We start from the raw sequence: 19,454 nt of genomic DNA on the forward strand, positions 1-19,454 counted from the left end.
TTCTAGTTCTCCAATCTGCTGATTGCATCACTGACGTCTTGAGAACCAAGATCAGCAGCCGATTTGTAATAGCGAAGAGCAGTTCGAGGGTCAGGTGCCTCAAACGCCGATTTTTCAACTTCGAATGTCTCTGGGTCGGCCATTTCAGCGATCATGATATAGGCTTTGATCCGCACCTCATTTGACTCAGAGGTATCGTCACCCATCAGTTTCAAAGCGGCAAAGGCACCATTCCGTTCATCAAAACTTTCAGAGGTGCGCAGTCTGTTGGCCTCAGCAAAAGGATCATCCTTTTCAAGTATGGTCTCGGTCACCTCAGCTTGATCTTTAGATTGGCCGTTCAAGTCAGGCTTGTTTCCCTGCATCATGAAAAAGACAACGGCTGCAATCACCGCTGCGACACCGACAACTCCGCCGACCAACGGTGCTTTGCTTTTCGATTGTCCTTGCGTGACCTTTTCGACTGCAATCTTCGTATTGTCGCTCGCTTCTTGGGGTTGGCCTATCCCTGAAAGCGCCCGTTCAAATACCGGCGTGATCGGACTTGGCCGTTCGTCAGGGTTGGCCCGAAGCAAAGAAGATAGAACATCGGCTACTTGCGGACCTACCTGGTCCTCCGGGATCAACAAATCTTCACGACGCGCCATTCCCGCGCGCATCCCTTCGCCCTCTCCGGGCACAGGAAGACCGGCAATTTTCATCAGAACCAAACCAAGCGCGTAAGCGTCCGTGCGTGCGCTGACCTTGCCTTCGCCCACCCCCAACTGCTCGGGCGCGCAATAACTGAACTTCCCTGCAAAATCATCGCCGAGGATTGTTTTTTCAGTGCCAATGGTGTTGGAGGCTAGCCCGAAATCGATCAACTTCGCCCCCTGAATATCACCATCGGGGACGAAAATATTATCCGGTGCTATGTCGCGATGGACGATACCGACAGCGGCAATCGCATCTAACCCACCAGCTAGCCTACGTCCAAGTTTTAGAACATCGTCGGGCGATAACCGTGCCCCTTTCGCGACGTAGTAAGACAGGGGTTCACCTTCGAGCAACTCCATCACCAGATAAAGTCGCCCATCCTTATCTTGCAGTGTCGTTTCGTATCTGACGACAGCTTCGTGCTGGATGCTGCGCAACAGATTGGCTTCGCGCTTAAACAGATCAATCGCTCTGGTATTTTCCACGAAAGAGGCTGAAATCACCTTGATTGCAACGTCGTGATCCGTGGCCAGGTTGACCCCGGCGAATGTGGCCCCCATACCGCCTTCACCCATTAGCTTGGTGATTTTGTAGGTATCCTGGATAATGGTGCCGGGTTGTAGACTTTCACTTAGCACGTTCATCTGTTGCCTCCTGACGATTGGGGAGTTGCATTTTATTCTGCTTCATTTCGGGCGATGGTAAGCAGGTTGTTTTCGATTTCTTCAAGGTCTGTAAATCCCTTAGACACGCGATCAGCGAGAGCATTTTCCAACGCTCCAAGACACTTTTTGCGTCGCTCCCCGTCTTTTTCGACATCTGGTGCAATGAATGACGACTGGCGCACAAGCAATGACAGTGAATAGTCGTCTCCAAGTCCTTCGACGATCTCTCCGAAATCTTCGAGGTCGCGCGTGGCATTCCTTTGAATTTCGTTGAGTTTTTGGTTCGCTTCGTCACGGGCAACAGCGAGTTCATCCAGCGTTGCTTGATCACCGTTCGCTATCGCTTCGGCTTCGATCTCATCATAGGTTTCCAGAACGGAATTTATCGCTTCCGCATTACGCAACCGGCCGACGGTCTGATCGCAAAGATGCGTGCCGCTTTCCATAACCAATCGAATTGAACGATTACGCTGTGCATTACGCGCGGCACGCGAAGCTGCAATTGTGTCCTTTACAACCGCCAACTGCTGTAGACTTTGCGGCGTCTCCATCTGCTCTTCTAGGGATTTAAGAATTTTATCGACATCCTGCTCGGAGGATTTCAAGCTGGTATCGCCCTGGGCCAATCGGTCGAGATCCTCTATCATCTGCTCGGTTTGTTCTGAAGATGTGATGGACAAACCGGCAATTGTCAGCCGCAGCCCAGTGTAACGATCCGAGAACGGAGTATTGCTACTCAGGTTATATGGCGGCACTTCGAAACGGGTTGCACTGGTAATCGACGCAAGTGCGGTGCGGGCATCTCCTCCTCGTTTGACAATACCACCGGCTTGTCCATGCAAACGTCTATGCCTAACCAGTGAGAACGGCGTTTCTACAACCTCAGCCACATTTCCCAACATATCGTGCAGACCCAAAGGATTGGCGTTGAGCGTACCTATCACCTGCACCTTACCACCGGCGCTTTCAGTTCCACCATGTGCGATGAATTCAGATAGTTCTGATCCATCTGGCACCGGCGGTCGTGGCGCTCGGAACCCGACATCTCCCACCGGTATCCCGCCGCGGGCGGCAAACTCCCACTCATCTTCGGTCGGCAGTCTTAAAAAACCTTTGGTGTTCTCGGCGCTCGGCAGGCTGTCCGCAGCTTCGTTGAGCAGCCAGATCGTATACTTTTCTGCGAACTGGGCCATCTCAAGTGGCGTGCGACTTACCACGGGAATAAAGCCGCGCTTCCGTGGTTTACCTTCCGGGCAAGCATCGCCCATCACAACATCCCACTGGACCTGAGCGACCTCGTATTTACCCAAGTAGAACAGACCCTTTGGATTATCCCCTCCGGTGCTGAAACTACCGGATAAAAAGGATCTACGCAGACCGTTGAGATAAGGGGCGTCTTCGCCTTCCTGCCCTAGCAATACACGGACGTCCCCGATGGTACCTTCTGTGCTAGGCGTCTCAACCGGTCTGAATGCCATTGCTCCACCACAAGGCATTGGCAAGATAAGATCATCTGCCAATGGAGCGGGATTGAAGTATCGCTCCGCCCATGTGATTTCGGCAAATGACGGAGCGGATTGGGCCGAGAAAGCAGCCGCCAAAAGGGTTACCTTAAGAGGTGCGAAGAACTTCATCTGACTTGATTTCCTTAATTGCTAAAACGGCCCACATGGACGCTGTGATTGCTGTCATCAGACCCAAAACGAATGTCCCAAATAGGTGTTGCGGGCCAAGCCAGGCAATACGTTCAAATCCTTCTGGCGTGAAAAAACGATTGATGAAGACAATGGACGGCAACACGAACAGAAGCGTGATAAACACACCGCCCAATACGAGTATTACGCTTTGAGTGACTGGGATCAGGCGGCGTGAGGACTCGGTCAAACCTAGTAAATGCAAGAGACTAAGCGATGTTCTTTGCCTCTCCACTGCGCCACGCAGATTGGATGCCATGGCGGCCCAAAATCCAATTACCGCCAGCGCGGCAATGATCACAAACAATAGGTTGAGGTTACGCTGGAATGACAAAAGAAGTTCTACATTCTGCGCCCGTGGGCGGACATTCACGCCCTGAGCAGCCAGGTTTTTCTCCAGTGCAGAAATGTCAGCCAGAGATCGAGTGTAAAGCCGAAAGCTGGCGAATGTTTCCGGCATTGCTCGGGGCTCGGCCCAGTCCTCGGCTGTCACGCTGGCATCGTCGCGAAATCTTTCGATGGCAACCATATCCTGCACCGCGATGAACAACGCCGACCGACCGTAGTTTTCCGCCGGAACAATCCCTGCAACAACCACATCCTGGGTCGCTGTCTCTACCACATTATTGAGCCTGCGATTGATGCGAATTTCAATCGTGTCACCGGGCGCGACCTCAAGCTCATCCGCCAGACGCGTGCTGAGAGTGGCAACACCTGGTGCCACATTTGCCGTTGTGCTGATCGGGTCACCAGCCGCGGAAGGAATCAACACAACTTTCCGTACCAATTTGCGCGCTTGCCGGTTACGGACCGCATTCGCCTGTGCGTTAATGCTGCGCGTTGCAGGCGTCACGAAAAGCACATCGTCGCGCGCAGTCAGTTTTTTGAAAAAATCTGCATCGTGGCGACCGGTGCCAATGGCGATCAGTTCTCGATTGGCAGGGTCTTCAACCAATCGTCCCAGCATCGCATCAATCGCCCCGTTCTTAAGCGCAAGTATGATCAGCAGAGGGGCCAAAACACCGACCAAGGCGGCAATGAAACAAGCCGCAGCTTGCCAATCATGGCGCAGTTCCCGACTTGCCAGAAAAAGAGGAAGCTTCATGCTGCAAGCTCCGCATCAAATACGCTGTAAAGGGTGCCGCCGCGCACCTCGGTCCGATGATGTGCCCGTGGGCTCCCTGAAAAAGCGCCGCGTGCAGCTTGGTGGCTTGCCAGAACAACACCTGCACCTGCCTCTTCCGCCAGCAGCGCGATCAAACTTTCGACCTGATCTACATTGCTGGGATCAAGCGCCGAAACGGGTTCATCCAATAATAGCAACGCAGGTTTGGCTAAAAACGATCTTGCGATACCAACTCTTTGCCGCTGACCTACCGAGATTTGCTGTGGTTTTCGTGTTTCCAGCCCCTGCAGTCCGAGGCCGTTGATCAAATAGCTCAGCCAATCAGAATCCGCCGCTATCTGAGCGACCTGGCATGGCAGCGTGATGTTTTCCTCGACGCTGAGATAGGGCACAAGAGCGCTTGTCTGTAAAACAAATCCCATGGTTTCCGGACCTGGTGCGCGGTTGGCGATCTGCTGGTGTGACATCATGTGAACCATTTTCGCAGAACGGTCCGGGGCGATTGCGCCAGAAATTAGCCCCAGTACTGTGCTTTTACCCGCGCCACTAGGGGCATCGAGCACGATAACTTCACCGCGATGAAGCTTCAGCCGATCAACGACAACACCAAACTCATCCGACAGCCGAACGCCAAGCGCCTGCACATCCAGCACAACCTGTTTCGTGCCTTGGCCCACTCTCAATCTCCCTTGGTCAGCGTCAGCGGCACGCCGCCAAGAGAAATCCGACTACGAGTATTGATTTGCTGGGGCGATTTCGCCGACAGCTTCTTGCCATCAACAGATGTCCCGTTCGTAGAACCCTGGTCGATGATGTAAAGCTTGCGATTGCGCAATCTCAGTTCTGCATGTTCCCGGCTTAGCTTGGCATGATCAACTCGTACATCGACCTGATCCCCACGTCCAATCATGACACCCTTGGTCAATTGCTGGGAATCCAACGGCACCGACTTTCCCTGGATTGCAACTCGCAACATTGGCTTTGCTCGGGATGCACCGGGTGGTGGCGGCGGGGGTGTTTGACTCGGTGTCGCCATGCTGCCTGCGGCACCTCCAGATACCGCAGCGCCAGCGATCGTCTGCCGACGTCTGAACAATGCGAAACCGGTTGCCAAGATTGCAACGGTTGCGAGCAGAATTAAAGTTCGGGGTTCAAGCAGGAAGCTGTTCCAGCCCGAACAAGCGCGACCCACCATTTTTGGCTTGGCAATGGTGCCTTCCAGAAAATCGAGAATTGTCTTTGCCGAAGAGGAAAAGAATGCGCCGTCAACGTCTTCGACGGGCTTGGCTGTATTCAAGCCGACAACTGTTCCACAGGGATTTACCAGCGGACCACCAGAATTCCCGCCGTTGATCGCCGCATTATGTTGCAATTGTTCGACAAGAACCGGTTGCCCATACCAATTTCCGTTAAATCGTTTGCCGACAATGCCGCTGGTGATCGTAGGTTCATATCGGCTCAGATCATCATTACGCACAATGAAATCGTCGGAAAATCCAGGAAACCCAACCGCGTAAACAGCATCGCCTTGTTCAATTGTATAATCAGCCAGAGGCAAAATCTCTGGTTCGAATTCATGGCCGTCCAACGGCGTCAGTCGCAACAACGCCATATCATGAGTTTTCGACGTTCTCAGAACTTCTGCTTGAAAAACATACAGTTCTTCTGCCCCTGCGTAGGCAACTTTTATTTCCTGTCCACCATCAACGACATGATGGTTCGTTAAAAATAAGAAAGACGTTCCTCGTCGACTGGTCTCTACGACGTAGCCTGACCCGACTGCTGTGCCTTTGGCTACCTTTACAAAAACGCGCCCGACGGATTGATCCACATAGCGCGCCAATTCTCTTTGATCTTGTGCCCAACCTTGTGTTGGCAAGATATAAAGGCTGATCAGAACCAGGCAAACACGGATCACATTACGCATCAGTTCAATTTCTCAATATCGTAGACATAATAGAGCAACGCAAATGCCGACGCGATAAGCACACTGCAAAGCAATAACAGCTTCGCGCGCGGTTTATGCGTTTGGTTTTGCGCATCCATCGTCCAGTCTTCTTCTTCAGTGTAATAGGCTTCGTCGCTTTGATTCTGTTGCATCTGCTTCCACGCGTCGGGCGCAATACGCTCAGCAAAATATGAAGCGTTTTGGATGCGCTGCTTCGGCATCAGACCACAGCCATGATCAATGGCCTCAAGGAACTCGGGGTCATATGCATCCTCGCCCTGGGTAAGTTCCTGTTTCTGCGACAACGGTTCGTAGGGATCAGAACGACCACTAAGAACGGCCCTGGCGCGGGTCATTGCGTCAGGGGGCAGTTTGCGAGCGACCAATTGATAGAGCACAACAGAAAGCGCATATAGATCGGTCCACGGACCTTCGGCAAAGTCACGTCCAAATCCGGACATCTCTGGCGGGATTTGTTCGATCGCAGCATAGCTACGAGTAAAAATCATTTCCTTTTTTTCCCGGCGTGACAATCGCCGGGCCGCGCCGAAATCAATCAGCACGGGTTCACCATTGCGACGTAGCATGATATTGGCGGGCTTCACGTCGCGATGAATCAAATGTTCCCGATGCAACGCTTCCAGCGCCCAACAGACCGATGTTACAAGTTCCACCAGTAATGCTTGTGGTATATGACCGTAGGTTCGGATAAGACGCTGTGCCATTCGATCCAGACTGTCGCCTTCAATGAATTCCATCACGCAATACGCCGTGCCAGATCTTTCAAATGCGCCGCGAACGCGGACCAGCCCCTTTCGACGAGGCAATTCCTTTAGGATATTAGCCTCAGTTATGAACGCCTGTAGGCCACGTTCGTAGGTATCGCCATGTCCGAATGACGCGCTCACATAGCCAGTTTCGGCGCGTTCAGCGAAATCTTCAGGCAAATACTCCTTGATGGCATAAACTTGGCCACTGTTTTTTTCCTCAGCCCGATAAGTGATACCAAATCCGCCCCGGCCGATCACATTCTGAAGACGAAATCCCCCAATTTCAGTCCCATTGCTCAGCGCGACGGCAGCCATATCAATTTCCGCCCTCTGAAGTTGTGTCAGCGTCGCCTTCGTTTTCCAAAGATGTCTCAGGCTCTGTAGGCGCGGGATCAATCGTATCGCCCGATGGCGCGCCTTCTTCTTTGTCCGGATCTATGGGGTCTGTATTTTCGGTTTCTTGCTCTGGCGTGTCGGTAGTCGTGCCCTCTTCAGGGTCAGCTTCGCCAGCGATGTCTGTATCGGGCGTCGCATCACCTTCTATTTCTGTGCCTTCATCTCGGCGAATATCCAACGGGCCATCAATGGTGCTTGTGTCTTCAGCAGGCATTTCTGGCGTGGGAACTGGATCAGGCTCACCTGGCCAAAGAGCCCAGGCTACGATCGCACCCGTGACGATCGCACCGCCAGCGGCGGCTGCAATCGCCACGATTGGCAACTTTGCTGACGCATCAGGCTGCATGTTCCATTTGCTATTGCTTTCGTATCCCGAATAGCTCTCTTTGGAATGCTGCATCACGATGATGCTGGTGTTGTCCTGTCGCGGACGTTCCCGGCCCTTAACCGCAGCAAGCAGCGCGTCGGAGATGGCTGACGGCCCCTTTGCGGCATTTGCCTGCGCGATCCGCGCTATATCATCATCCGACAGTGTTTCGACGCCATCCGATGCCAAGATAAGCACGTCGCCAGGGTCGCTTTCGATTACGTTCAGGTCGATCATTTTGATCGGCGCACCGGTCAGAACCGAAAGCAGCGCGTTTTTCTTGGGGTGCGCTTCTGCCTCTTGCAGAGAAATCTCGCCACGTTCAACCAGCTCCAGTAACTCACCAAAATAGGAATGATTGGCGTTTAATCTGCGTAGCTGTCCATGGCGCAACAGAAACAGAATTGAATCGCCGACCGAGACCCATACCATACGCCCCGCTGCGACCAGAACCCCAACCAGCGTGCAGCCCATGCCCTTGAGTTCCGGGTCGCGGGCGACTTCGGCGGCGATAGCTTCGTTAGCCACCTCCAGGGATTCCTGCAAGCGTCCCCGTGGGCGCATGTTGGTGGATCCGTTTTCGAAATGCTCTTTAAAGGCGTCGAGCGCAAGATTGCTTGCGATCTCACCGCCAGCGTGCCCGCCCATCCCATCGGACAGCAGCATCAACAAGTCACTATTGTTGCCATCCGCACTCTGGCGGGCCACTCTTACGGCATCTTCCTGCTTTTCTCGATCTCCGAGCGACTGCCCTGTTGCAACACGTTCCATCAAGCTTGAGAATTATCACTAGACTCGCTTGCTGCGGATGCTTTGTCGAGATCAGACCAGTCAAAACCGCTACCGCAGAAGGCTTTGAACATCACCTTCGTAACCTTGCTCAATTCAACCACAGCGTCATCTTCAAGCGACATGGTATTCATCAAAATCTGGCCATTGACCCGACTGACATTTTTTCCGGATCCATGTGCGATAAAAAATTTGCGATCATCTTCGTCATAGATAATCCGAATATGATCCTCGGAAGAGATCAGATTATCGCCAAACGGCAGCGAACAACGTGCCGAGCTGCCACGCCCAACGATGTTCATACCTGTCCCAAGAGAAACTGCATGGCCCAGACCCGGACCTTTAACCACTACCAACCATCCCGTGACCGGATCGCTGTCAGCATCAAAGCCAGATTTGGCTTCAAACTGGTTCGCATTTCCACGTGTGAAAATCTCAGTCTTATCGCTGGCAGGTTTCGCCGGCCCATCCAGCTGAACAGTTGGCTCGTCACCGCCCACAAAGGTTTTGTCATCGAAGCCATCTGTATCCAGCGTCTCTGTCAAATCCGAGGGTCGCACGGTGTTCTCAGGGCTTTTCCCACCCTGAGTTTCATCGAAAATCCATTTCGTTTTGTCATTACTCATGTGCGTATGTCCTTCATTCGGAGATCTCTAGGCAGCCGTAAGTTTGGCCTTCACCTTACCAAAGGTGATAATATCACCCAAACCAACGGACTGAGTGCCTTCGATCCTGGTGTCGTTGATGTACGTTCCGTTCAAACTGTCCATATCGGTGATCGAGAAGCCGCCATCGCGGTTTCTATAAATCTGTGCATGCAGCCTTGAGATGCTGTCAGCTTCAATGACAACATCATTAGATGTGCTGCGACCGATATTTACTCTCTGTCCCGTAATCGGGCTGCGACCACGCTTACCTTCAAATACAAGATAACCGCTGATCTGCACCGGGGCAGGTTCTTTTTCAACCACCGTTGGTTCTGGAGGCTCCGGTGGCTCAAGGTCTTCTTCAGGAGGGACCACATCCGCCAGTTCCGGCTCTGCTTCGGATTTACCGCGCGCGGCCAAAATAACGAGTAGCAGCAACAAAGCGGCCAACCCTGCACCTGCCCCATAAACATATGTTGCGGGGTACCCGAATATCATCTCTTCTTCGGAGTCGCCCTCAGTGCCTTCCTGGTCGCCCTCATTTCCTGCCGCAGAGGCCGGGGTAAAAGAAACCGAGACATCGCGCGCCACCAGATCTGGTTTTCCAATAACGGGCTCTTCAATTGTCACGGAAATGGTTGCTGGCTGAGCTTCTCCTGCCGGTAAAATCAGACCGGAATCGCGCAGGGCGCTTTGGAATGTTGCCACAAATTTGCCTGTCGCATCCCCAGCGGCTGTCGGATTTTGCAACGGCGCGATGGCCGTCTGCCCCAAGGTTCCGTCGGCAAGGGCCAGCATGTAAGCAATACCTTCGCCCGAGGCACTGGCACCGACGGGGCGCCAATATGTACCAAGCGTCGAGATAATAACCTCATTCTCGACAGCCTGCGCTACGATCTCAGATACAGGTTGACCGCCCTCATCCTGGCCATCACTGACAAGGATGATATTTCTGAACACCACGTCATCACGGGCCGACAGCACCTTGATCGAGTCGCCCACAAATGTGCCGATCAACGTATTCGTGCCACCGAGCGACAAATCATCCACCGCCGACAACAATGCTGACTGGTCCGATGTGAAATCCTGTAAAAGGCGTAACCCTTCGTTGAAACCATAGATCGCAACAGATTCGGTTTTTGGCAGGCCCTTCACAATTTCCGAGATCAGCGTTTTCTCTGTCCGAAAGGTAGCGCGCCGACCACCATTCGGGCCCGGCGAAAGATCCACGAGCAAAATTGTTGCTGAAAGCGTCAAGCCGTCCGGGAAACGGGCACTGCCTTGGCGTGCAAACTTAAATTCAGGGTCCTTCTCACCTGTTCCATCAGACTGCAAACGGCCCACTTTATACCCTGGAGGGACACGTAAAGTACAGCTATCATCCGGTGTTGGCTTTGACGGGGCGCAATCAAGAATGCTTGTCCCATTCTCTGGATATTGCGTCGCCGCATTCGTGTCCTGCGCCGTGACGGCTGTGGCTATTCCGGTGCATGTGCCCAAGATAAGGGCAAGAGTAATACGCCAATTCATCATTTTTCCTGCCCGGCGCTAATCAGGACGACAGCAGTCGAACGGTTGATCTGATTTGGTCCAACTCTTTGCGTGCCACACCAGGATCGCCGCCGTTATCAACATCGTTCTGAACGGCCACGGCCTGACGATCGAGTTGGGCAAGTCGAGCTCTTGCGGCCTCATCGCCCGCTAGTTTGGCGCGGGCATTTGCAATCTCAGCGCGCACGGAACTCACCTGACCGCGTAGCGACGCAATCGTTGCCGCATTGTTTTTACGTTGACTTTCCAACGAATTGATGCGCGTCCGCGTATTGCTATTTGATCGAGCAATCGCCGCCGCTTCGGCTTCTTTTGCGGCAATCTGCTGATCATACACGCCGCCCTTTTGAGTATTCACCAAATTATCGAAAAAAGTGGCGTCAGCAGGGTCCGTTGCCCCTGTACAGTTCGCCAGCGCGAGCGCAGACATTGTGGATAGAGAGATGGCGATCTTTTTCATGAATAAGTACCCCTTATAATCGACTGCCCCGCCAATTTTGGCGGGGCGAGCGAAAATTATTAACTTGAGACGAGCTTGACCGTGCCACGCAAGCTTTTCAAACGATTGCTTGTGCTATCCACCGCGCGCTTTGTATTGGTAAGCTTCTGCCCGTTTTGCTTTTCTGCAGAGACAAGCTTGGCCTTCTCGTTTGCCATGTTCTTCTCGCTTTTCTGCAATCCCGAGCTAATCGTCTTACGGTTATTATTGATTGCGCTGATACGGGCATCCACAGACGATTTGCTGACCTGGCCAGCCGCCAATTGACGCCGCAATGACGCAATCTCGGAATTTTGGCGTCGCACCACAGATCGAAGGTTCTTCTCGATGCCATTCAGTCGCTGATTGACACCTTTCAATCGGGCTATGGTTTGATCCGCTTGCACCAGCTCGCGTTTCGCCGTTGCGGCTTTCTGGCCAACTACGCCCCCGGCAACTGCGCCAGCACCGGCACCATATAATGCGCCTCTGCCGCATTTTCCGCCGCCGATGGCAGCTATTGCGCACCCTAACGCGGCACCAGCGGCCGCTCCTTGCAGGACATTCTTGATTACAATGTTCCGGGTCACCTTATCCAGGTTCGCCACTTCACGCTCAAGCGCGATTTCTTCTCGCGTTTTCCCGGCAGCTATGGATTTAACGGAGCCTGACTGAGAAGAACTTGATGTGCCGAAAGGTGATCCACCCAATGTGGTTTCATTACAACCTGTCAGCACCAACGAGGAACACACAGCACTAATAAATACGGATTTCCGTAGCAACATTCTAAATACCCCCAAATACACAAAAAATCTTTTTTGATTCGTTCGTTAAATAGACGTTAAGCCAAAAAAAAAAATCGGTAAACCGTGGCAGTTCAAATTGGTTACTGGTTAATCCATTGCGCGGGCACCAGTTTCTAGCCCGCGTTATCTTTCGGTATGGGTTTCCCCCGACGGTTGGGAATAGTATGCGCATTCCGCTTCGATCCTCTTTCGTAGAGCCGGCCGCAGAATTGCCTTGGCAAGCGCAACGATTGGCACCACGGTTAAGATGAGCGCTATGAGAAATAGGACAAAAAAACATAACACCAGACGCCGCAACCTGGAGTTTGGCGGTCCAATCCAGCGCAACAGCTTGCCCCAAACAGCGAAGCTTCGTGTACCCGCCTTTTCACTCTGAATAAGCTTGTCGTTGATCCGCACTGCGCCAAGCCCGACCAGCATCGGCGAGCAATCGTTGGTATCGCGCTCCGTGAGGGCGTCACTGATTGCGCGTCCAAACCTCTGGGCTTCGGAAATATCGGCGTCGGGCACACCAGCGCGCGGAACAAAGCCACTAAGCCAGGGTCCGCGATAGCCCGTCAGAACCCAGATCGGTGTTGAGAGAAATGTCATGGCGCTGTGACTCCGGTCAGTCAATGCAACATTGTCGATCAGGATCGCACCCAACCGGTGAAGATGTGCTTTCATGCGTTCTTGCGCCATTAACCACATGTTTCTGCAGCCAATTACCGTAACAACCCTTTGCCCAGAAAGAAGTTTCTTTGCCTCTATTGTCTTGAGAAACGAGGAGACAGGAAGAGACGGTGCGAGAAACCAGACCTGATAACCGATGATTACCAGATCAAAGTCTATTGCGTTAAGGTCTGTCTGGTCGGCGGTTTGCAAGGTGACCTCTGGGCCATCTTCATAGACCGTCTCCGGAAACACATTGAAGAATTGCATTAAAGGCCAAGGGAAAGGATATGCTCTCTTTGGTTGGATCGTCGCGCAAATCACCTCAATACCCGCAGCGCGCATCGGGTCGCAGATACTGTTCAGTATTCTGTCAATCTGCCCCGACTGGGAATAGCTAATCGTCAGCACACGCTTTGGATCTTGCATCAGGACCTTTCCAGCCACACTGTGGCAAACATCACCACACCGACTATTGCGCAAATAAGCCGCGCGGTCATCACTTTGAGGCACCTGCAAATTTGATTTTTTTGGCCCAGAGGATCGACAAAAACCAATAGCCTAAAAACAACAAAAGCGCCCCTAAGGGCGCTTCGGAAGTTAGGTTGGTTGCGGGAGCAGGATTTGAACCTGCGACCTTCAGGTTATGAGCCTGACGAGCTACCGGGCTGCTCCATCCCGCGCCAATAATGCGCACCCCAAGAGTAATAGTAGTTGGGGCGTCATCGAAAGAGAGATACATTTTCAAGGGCCTTACTAGGTTTGGCGGCGACCTACTCTCCCACGCCTTAAGACGCAGTACCATCGGCGCTAAGGCACTTAACGGCCGGGTTCGGGATGGGACCGGGTGTTTTGCTCTTGCTATGACCACCAAACCAAGAAAAGCCCTCGAAATCCAAGTCGCGTACGCTGTTTAAGTGTATGCTTTTGATCGTAGAAATCTTGCTTCTACTGGATCAAATCAAGCCTATCGGACAATTAGTACCGGTCAACTGAACGCATTGCTGCGCTTACATCTCCGGCCTATCGACGTGGTGGTCTACCACGGTCCTCAGGGATACCTTGTTTTGAGGGGGGCTTCCCGCTTAGATGCCTTCAGCGGTTATCCTGTCCGAACATAGCTACCCAGCACTGCCGTTGGCACGACAACTGGTCCACCAGTGGTTCGTTCACCCCGGTCCTCTCGTACTAGGGGCAACTCCTCTCAAGTATCCTACACCCACGGCAGATAGGGACCGAACTGTCTCACGACGTTCTAAACCCAGCTCACGTACCTCTTTAAACGGCGAACAGCCGTACCCTTGGGACCTGCTCCAGCCCCAGGATGAGATGAGCCGACATCGAGGTGCCAAACACTGCCGTCGATATGGACTCTTGGGCAGTATCAGCCTGTTATCCCCGGCGTACCTTTTATCCGTTGAGCGATGGCCCTTCCACTCGGGACCACCGGATCACTATGGCCGTCTTTCGACTCTGCTCGACTTGTCAGTCTCGCAGTCAGGCTGGCTTCTGCCATTGCACTCAACGAGCGATTTCCGACCGCTCTGAGCCAACCTTCGCGCGCCTCCGTTACGCTTTAGGAGGCGACCGCCCCAGTCAAACTACCCGCCACACAGGGTCCCGGATCCGGATAACGGACCGCGGTTAGACATCAAGCAGAACAAGGGTGGTATCTCAAGGGTGGCTCCACAGAAACTAGCGTTCCTGCTTCAAAGCCCACCACCTATCCTGCACATGTTCGGCCTAATGCCAATGTGAAGCTGTAGTAAAGGTGCACGGGGTCTTTCCGTCTAACCGCGGGAAACCTGCATCTTGACAGGTAATTCAATTTCGCTGAGTCGATGTTGGAGACAGCGGGGAAGTCGTTACGCCATTCGTGCAGGTCGGAACTTACCCGACAAGGAATTTCGCTACCTTAGGACCGTTATAGTTACGGCCGCCGTTTACCTGGGCTTCAATTCAAGGCTCTCACCTCTCCTTTTAACCTTCAGGCACCGGGCAGGCGTCAGACCCTATACGTCGTCTTGCGACTTCGCAGAGCCCTGTGTTTTTAGTAAACAGTCGCCACCCCCTGGTTTGTGCCCCCAGCCAATACTTGCGTAGAAACTGGGCCTCCTTCTCGCGAACTTACGGAGGTATTTTGCCGAGTTCCTTCAACATCGTTCTCTCAAGCGCCTTGGTATTCTCTACCAGTCCACCTGTGTTGGTTTAGGGTACGATCTGATGATGGAGCTATTTCCAGGAACCAATTAGCGGCCCACCCAATCCGATAAGGGTGAACAACCTTCATGATCCGTCACTTCCATCTGGCTCAGGAATATTAACCTGATTCCCATCGTCTACGCCTTTCGGCCTCGACTTAGGGGTCGGCTTACCCTGCTCAGATTAGCTTTAAGCAGGAACCCTTGGACTTTCGGCGAGAGTGTCTCTCACACTCTTTGTCGCTACTCATGTCATCATTCTCACTAGTGATCTCTCCACCGGATCGCTCACGCGCCGGCTTCATCGAAAGCTCCGCTCCTCCAACGTACCGCGAACGGTACTAAGGAGGAATGGAACTATGTCACACTACGCTCTGCTACCATGCCTTACGGCATCCTAAGCTTCGGCTCATGGCTTGAGCCCCGTTACATCTTCGCCGCAGGATAACTTATTTAGACCAGTGAGCTGTTACGCTATCTTTAAAGGATGGCTGCTTCTAAGCCAACCTCCTGGTTGTTTTGGTCGTCCCACCTGCTTTCCCACTTAGCCATGAATTGGGGGCCTTAGCTGTAGGTCAGGGTTGTTTCCCTCTCCACTACGGACGTTAGCATCCGCAGTGTGTCTGCCATCTAGTACTCCTCGGTATTCGGAGTTTGGTTAGGATCAGTAAGCCTGTGGGGCCCCATTACCCATCCAGTGCTCTACCCCCGAGGGTATTCGGATGACGCTCTACCTAAATAGATTTCGCAGAGAACCAGCTATCTCCGAGTTTGATTGGCCTTTCACCCCTAGGCACAGCTCATCCCGATCTTTTTCAACAGATGTGGGTTCGGTCCTCCAGTAAGTGTTACCTTACCTTCAACCTGGCCATGCCTAGATCACTCGGTTTCGGGTCTGATCCACCTAACTCATTCGCCCTATTAAGACTCGCTTTCGCTGCGCCTACACCTAACGGCTTAAGCTTGCTAGATAGACCAAGTCGATGACCCATTATACAAAAGGTACGCCGTCACAAGACTGGACACTAATAACAATCATTTGGTTGGGATTGAGACCCGGAATTGGACCGTTTCCAGACCAGGATTGTCGCTGTAGATTCCGAGGTTCGATCGATGATCGACACTCAGGCTCATACGAACACCTGATTTGTTCTGATATCCAACTGACAGACCCGATCGGAATTCGACGGGGCCGCCAAGGTCCACACCATCACCCTCTTCGTAGAGGCCGGTCATGGCGTGAAGTTGCAGGAATAGATTCTGTTTGCGATTTGAGAGGGTGTAGGCATGACCTGCACCGGCCCATAATTCGCCGTCAGTTGAAGCAGAAATTCCCCAAACTCGCTGGAACGGTCCGTCTGCACGGCTCGTTTCGCGGCGAAAGTAGAATTCTTCTCCGACTTCATCTTCCTGAAAGTACGTGTTTCCGACAGACAAGCTATTATAGGCTTGTACTTCGTTTTTCGCGAAGCAGCCCTCATTCGGGCAGTGATTTACGCCAGCATCAATCAATCCTGCTACCAGGAAAACGACTGCTGCTGTTCCATCTGTTATAAAAGCTAAATCTGACACGTTTTGCTCCATCCGCGATTCATTGATCACGTTCTGGAACAGATTGTCATTAGAGTCCAGTCAAGCTCCGACTGATTGTAGGCGTTCGGTTTCAGGTACTGTTTCACTCCCCTCGTCGGGGTGCTTTTCACCTTTCCCTCACGGTACTGGTTCGCTATCGGTCAGTAAGGAGTACTTAGCCTTCGAAGGTGGTCCTCCGATCTTCAGACAGAATTTCACGTGTTCCGCCCTACTTAATACGTCCAATCATGCTTCATATACGGGGCTGTCACCCACTATGGCCGTGCTTCCCAACACGTTCTATTCACATTCATGGCTCGGCTGGTCCCCGTTCGCTCGCCGCTACTAGGGGAGTATCAATTGATTTCCTTTCCTCCGGGTACTTAGATGTTTCAGTTCTCCGGGTTTGCTCTTAAAAACCTATGTATTCAGTTCTTAAGTACCTGTTTCAGCCCATTATTGATTACCAGAGGTAACAATAACAAACTGTCAGGTGGGTTGCCCCATTCAGAAATCCATGGATCAAAGCTTATTCTCAGCTCCCCATGGCTTATCGCAGAGTATCACGTCTTTCATCGCCTCTTACTGCCAAGGCATTCACCAAACGCCCTTCTCGCGCTTGATTTGATCCAGAAAAAGCAAGACTTGCGCCCTGCGCGACAACGGAAGCTGGTAAGAAACCGTCACCTTATTCTGAACCAAAAGCATACTTTCCCGCACTCTATCAAAGAACCTCATGTCGGTGAGGTCCCCCGTAAGATAGAGTACTTAATGAGCAATCCGTGCGGATTGCTCGGGTTAGTGTACTTGACTTGGACAACTCTGTTCGTTTCAGCCGGCAGACGCATGGCAGGTCGAGGAAACAACCCGGTCATACGCTCGCATTGGACCGAAGTCCGCCGCACCAAACTGAGATCATCCACTTACTTATGGCGATCAAACAGTGTTGATATTTGTATCTCTCTATACGATGTCAATTCGTCCAATTGGACGGTTAAGAACTGCAAACAGTGCTTAACGGTCAAATCGGGATATGGTGGAGCCTAGCGGGATCGAACCGCTGACCTCCTGAATGCAAATCAGGCGCTCTCCCAGCTGAGCTAAGGCCCCATAATGTCCTCATGGGACAATGGTGGGTCGAGGAGGACTTGAACCTCCGACCTCACGCTTATCAGGCGTGCGCTCTAACCACCTGAGCTACCGACCCAGACAGGCCGGTAGGGCCTGAAAACTTGTCTGAAGAGATATGAGGACGGTCCGGTCCACGTTGGTATCTGCAAGCAGATCCAACGGATGTGATCAGCTTTGTTTGCTGATCTTCTGCTAAGTGTTCCACGATCAAGGGCAAGCCCTGTGATGCTAGGAACATCCTTAGAAAGGAGGTGATCCAGCCGCAGGTTCCCCTACGGCTACCTTGTTACGACTTCACCCCAGTCGCTGAGCTCACCGTGGTCCGCTGCCCCCTCGAAAGGTTGGCGCACGGCCTTCGGGTAAACCCAACTCCCATGGTGTGACGGGCGGTGTGTACAAGGCCCGGGAACGTATTCACCGCGTCATGCTGTTACGCGATTACTAGCGATTCCGACTTCATGGGGTCGAGTTGCAGACCCCAATCCGAACTGAGACAGTTTTTGGGGATTAACCCATTGTCACTGCCATTGTAGCACGTGTGTAGCCCAACCCGTAAGGGCCATGAGGACTTGACGTCATCCACACCTTCCTCCCGCTTATCACGGGCAGTTTCCATAGAGTGCCCAGCCGAACTGCTGGCAACTAGGGATGTGGGTTGCGCTCGTTGCCGGACTTAACCGAACATCTCACGACACGAGCTGACGACAGCCATGCAGCACCTGTCACTGATCCAGCCGAACTGAAGGAAACGATCTCTCGTAACCGCGATCAGGATGTCAAGGGTTGGTAAGGTTCTGCGCGTTGCTTCGAATTAAACCACATGCTCCACCGCTTGTGCGGGCCCCCGTCAATTCCTTTGAGTTTTAATCTTGCGACCGTACTCCCCAGGCGGAATGCTTAATCCGTTAGGTGTGTCACCGAATAGCATGCTACCCGACGACTGGCATTCATCGTTTACGGTGTGGACTACCAGGGTATCTAATCCTGTTTGCTCCCCACACTTTCGTACCTCAGCGTCAGTATCGAGCCAGTGAGCCGCCTTCGCCACTGGTGTTCTTCCGAATATCTACGAATTTCACCTCTACACTCGGAGTTCCACTCACCTCTCTCGAACTCTAGACTAGTAGTTTTAGAGGCAGTTCCAGGGTTGAGCCCTGGGATTTCACCCCTAACTTTCTAATCCGCCTACGTACGCTTTACGCCCAGTAATTCCGAACAACGCTAACCCCCTCCGTATTACCGCGGCTGCTGGCACGGAGTTAGCCGGGGTTTCTTTACCAGGTACTGTCATTATCATCCCTGGCGAAAGAGCTTTACGACCCTAAGGCCTTCATCACTCACGCGGCATGGCTAGATCAGGCTTGCGCCCATTGTCTAAGATTCCCCACTGCTGCCTCCCGTAGGAGTCTGGGCCGTGTCTCAGTCCCAGTGTTGCTGATCATCCTCTAAAACCAGCTATAGATCGTAGACTTGGTAGGCCATTACCCCACCAACTATCTAATCTAACGCGGGCCGATCCTTCTCCGATAAATCTTTCCCCCGAAGGGCGTATACGGTATTACTCATCGTTTCCAATGGCTATTCCGTAGAAAAGGGTACGTTCCCACGCGTTACTAACCCGTCCGCCGCTCACCCGAAGGTGCGCTCGACTTGCATGTGTTAGGCCTGCCGCCAGCGTTCGTTCTGAGCCAGGATCAAACTCTCAAGTTGAAAAGCTGTTGCCAGCTTATCCTTGACGTTCGAACCTCTGCACATATTGATCCGGCCGGCATGACCGGATCGTACTGTCTGTTGTGCTTCTGGTTTCATAAGAAACCGGAAACCGTCCAAACAGTGAAGCTGTATCTACATGATCGGCCGAAGCCTAGTAGAGCGACATATGTGCAGTTGTTTGTTCATCGAATGAACCAAACCGCCCACATATCTCTTCAGATACTATCGATTTCAAAGAGCGTAGAGACAAAAT

12 protein-coding genes, 3 tRNA genes and 3 rRNA genes are annotated in these 19,454 nt (G+C 52.6%); all 18 read right to left on the reverse strand.

Annotated features, from left to right (window positions below):
• Window positions 1-2: 2 nt before the first annotated feature.
• The 18 genes from Q1B27_RS06725 to Q1B27_RS06810 all read right to left on the reverse strand — a co-directional run bounded on the left by Q1B27_RS06725 (window position 3) and on the right by Q1B27_RS06810 (window position 19,198).
• Window positions 3-1,340, reverse strand: coding sequence for a serine/threonine-protein kinase (locus Q1B27_RS06725; RefSeq protein ID WP_299845564.1), 1,338 nt, complete (start codon window positions 1,338-1,340; stop codon window positions 3-5).
• Between the two features lie 32 nt (window positions 1,341-1,372).
• Window positions 1,373-2,995 (reverse strand): SUMF1/EgtB/PvdO family nonheme iron enzyme, encoded by a 1,623-nt coding sequence (locus tag Q1B27_RS06730; protein ID WP_299845566.1) that lies wholly within the window; start codon window positions 2,993-2,995, stop codon window positions 1,373-1,375.
• Entirely contained in the window at window positions 2,973-4,022 is a 1,050-nt protein-coding gene (locus Q1B27_RS06735) for an ABC transporter (RefSeq protein ID WP_299845569.1), read from the reverse strand. The genes Q1B27_RS06730 and Q1B27_RS06735 overlap by 23 nt, the downstream gene beginning before the upstream one ends.
• A gap of 134 nt (window positions 4,023-4,156) precedes the next feature.
• On the reverse strand, window positions 4,157-4,834 hold the full coding sequence (locus Q1B27_RS06740; protein ID WP_299845572.1) for an ATP-binding cassette domain-containing protein: 678 nt from the start codon (window positions 4,832-4,834) through the stop codon (window positions 4,157-4,159).
• Window positions 4,835-4,860: 26 nt separating this feature from the next.
• Window positions 4,861-6,108 carry a trypsin-like peptidase domain-containing protein gene (locus tag Q1B27_RS06745; RefSeq protein ID WP_299845575.1) on the reverse strand — a complete coding sequence of 416 codons (1,248 nt, stop codon included), beginning with the start codon at window positions 6,106-6,108 and terminating at the stop codon, window positions 4,861-4,863.
• Window positions 6,108-7,214, reverse strand: coding sequence for a serine/threonine-protein kinase (locus Q1B27_RS06750; protein ID WP_299845578.1), 1,107 nt, complete (start codon window positions 7,212-7,214; stop codon window positions 6,108-6,110). Before Q1B27_RS06750 ends, Q1B27_RS06745 begins: the two co-directional genes overlap by 1 nt.
• 1 nt (window position 7,215) lies before the next feature.
• Window positions 7,216-8,433: a protein phosphatase 2C domain-containing protein gene (locus tag Q1B27_RS06755; RefSeq protein ID WP_299845580.1), complete on the reverse strand. Its 1,218-nt coding sequence runs from the start codon at window positions 8,431-8,433 to the stop codon at window positions 7,216-7,218.
• A complete protein-coding gene (locus tag Q1B27_RS06760; RefSeq protein WP_299845582.1) occupies window positions 8,433-9,077 on the reverse strand; it encodes an FHA domain-containing protein in 645 nt (214 codons plus the stop codon). Before Q1B27_RS06760 ends, Q1B27_RS06755 begins: the two co-directional genes overlap by 1 nt.
• A gap of 27 nt (window positions 9,078-9,104) precedes the next feature.
• On the reverse strand, window positions 9,105-10,628 hold the full coding sequence (locus Q1B27_RS06765; RefSeq protein WP_299845584.1) for an FHA domain-containing protein: 1,524 nt from the start codon (window positions 10,626-10,628) through the stop codon (window positions 9,105-9,107).
• Window positions 10,629-10,650: 22 nt separating this feature from the next.
• Window positions 10,651-11,109: a hypothetical protein gene (locus tag Q1B27_RS06770; protein ID WP_299845586.1), complete on the reverse strand. Its 459-nt coding sequence runs from the start codon at window positions 11,107-11,109 to the stop codon at window positions 10,651-10,653.
• A 59-nt stretch (window positions 11,110-11,168) separates the two neighbouring features.
• Entirely contained in the window at window positions 11,169-11,912 is a 744-nt protein-coding gene (locus tag Q1B27_RS06775) for a hypothetical protein (protein ID WP_299845589.1), read from the reverse strand.
• Window positions 11,913-12,056: 144 nt separating this feature from the next.
• A complete protein-coding gene (locus Q1B27_RS06780; RefSeq protein WP_299845591.1) occupies window positions 12,057-13,013 on the reverse strand; it encodes a dialkylrecorsinol condensing enzyme in 957 nt (318 codons plus the stop codon).
• 177 nt (window positions 13,014-13,190) lie between these two features.
• Window positions 13,191-13,267: transfer RNA gene (locus Q1B27_RS06785), tRNA-Met, on the reverse strand.
• Between the two features lie 77 nt (window positions 13,268-13,344).
• Window positions 13,345-13,459, reverse strand: a 5S ribosomal RNA gene (rrf, locus tag Q1B27_RS06790).
• Window positions 13,460-13,541: 82 nt separating this feature from the next.
• Window positions 13,542-16,982: ribosomal RNA gene (locus Q1B27_RS06795) — 23S ribosomal RNA — on the reverse strand.
• 409 nt (window positions 16,983-17,391) lie between these two features.
• A tRNA-Ala gene (locus Q1B27_RS06800) sits at window positions 17,392-17,467 on the reverse strand.
• Window positions 17,468-17,487: 20 nt separating this feature from the next.
• Window positions 17,488-17,564 (reverse strand) — tRNA-Ile (locus Q1B27_RS06805).
• Window positions 17,565-17,732: 168 nt separating this feature from the next.
• Window positions 17,733-19,198 (reverse strand): 16S ribosomal RNA (locus Q1B27_RS06810).
• Together the 16S, 23S and 5S rRNA genes with 3 tRNA genes alongside form the textbook arrangement of a ribosomal RNA operon.
• Between the last annotated feature and the right edge of the window lie 256 nt (window positions 19,199-19,454).

It is taken from the genome of uncultured Roseovarius sp. (genome assembly GCF_947489715.1).
In the GTDB taxonomy this organism is placed as follows: domain Bacteria; phylum Pseudomonadota; class Alphaproteobacteria; order Rhodobacterales; family Rhodobacteraceae; genus Roseovarius.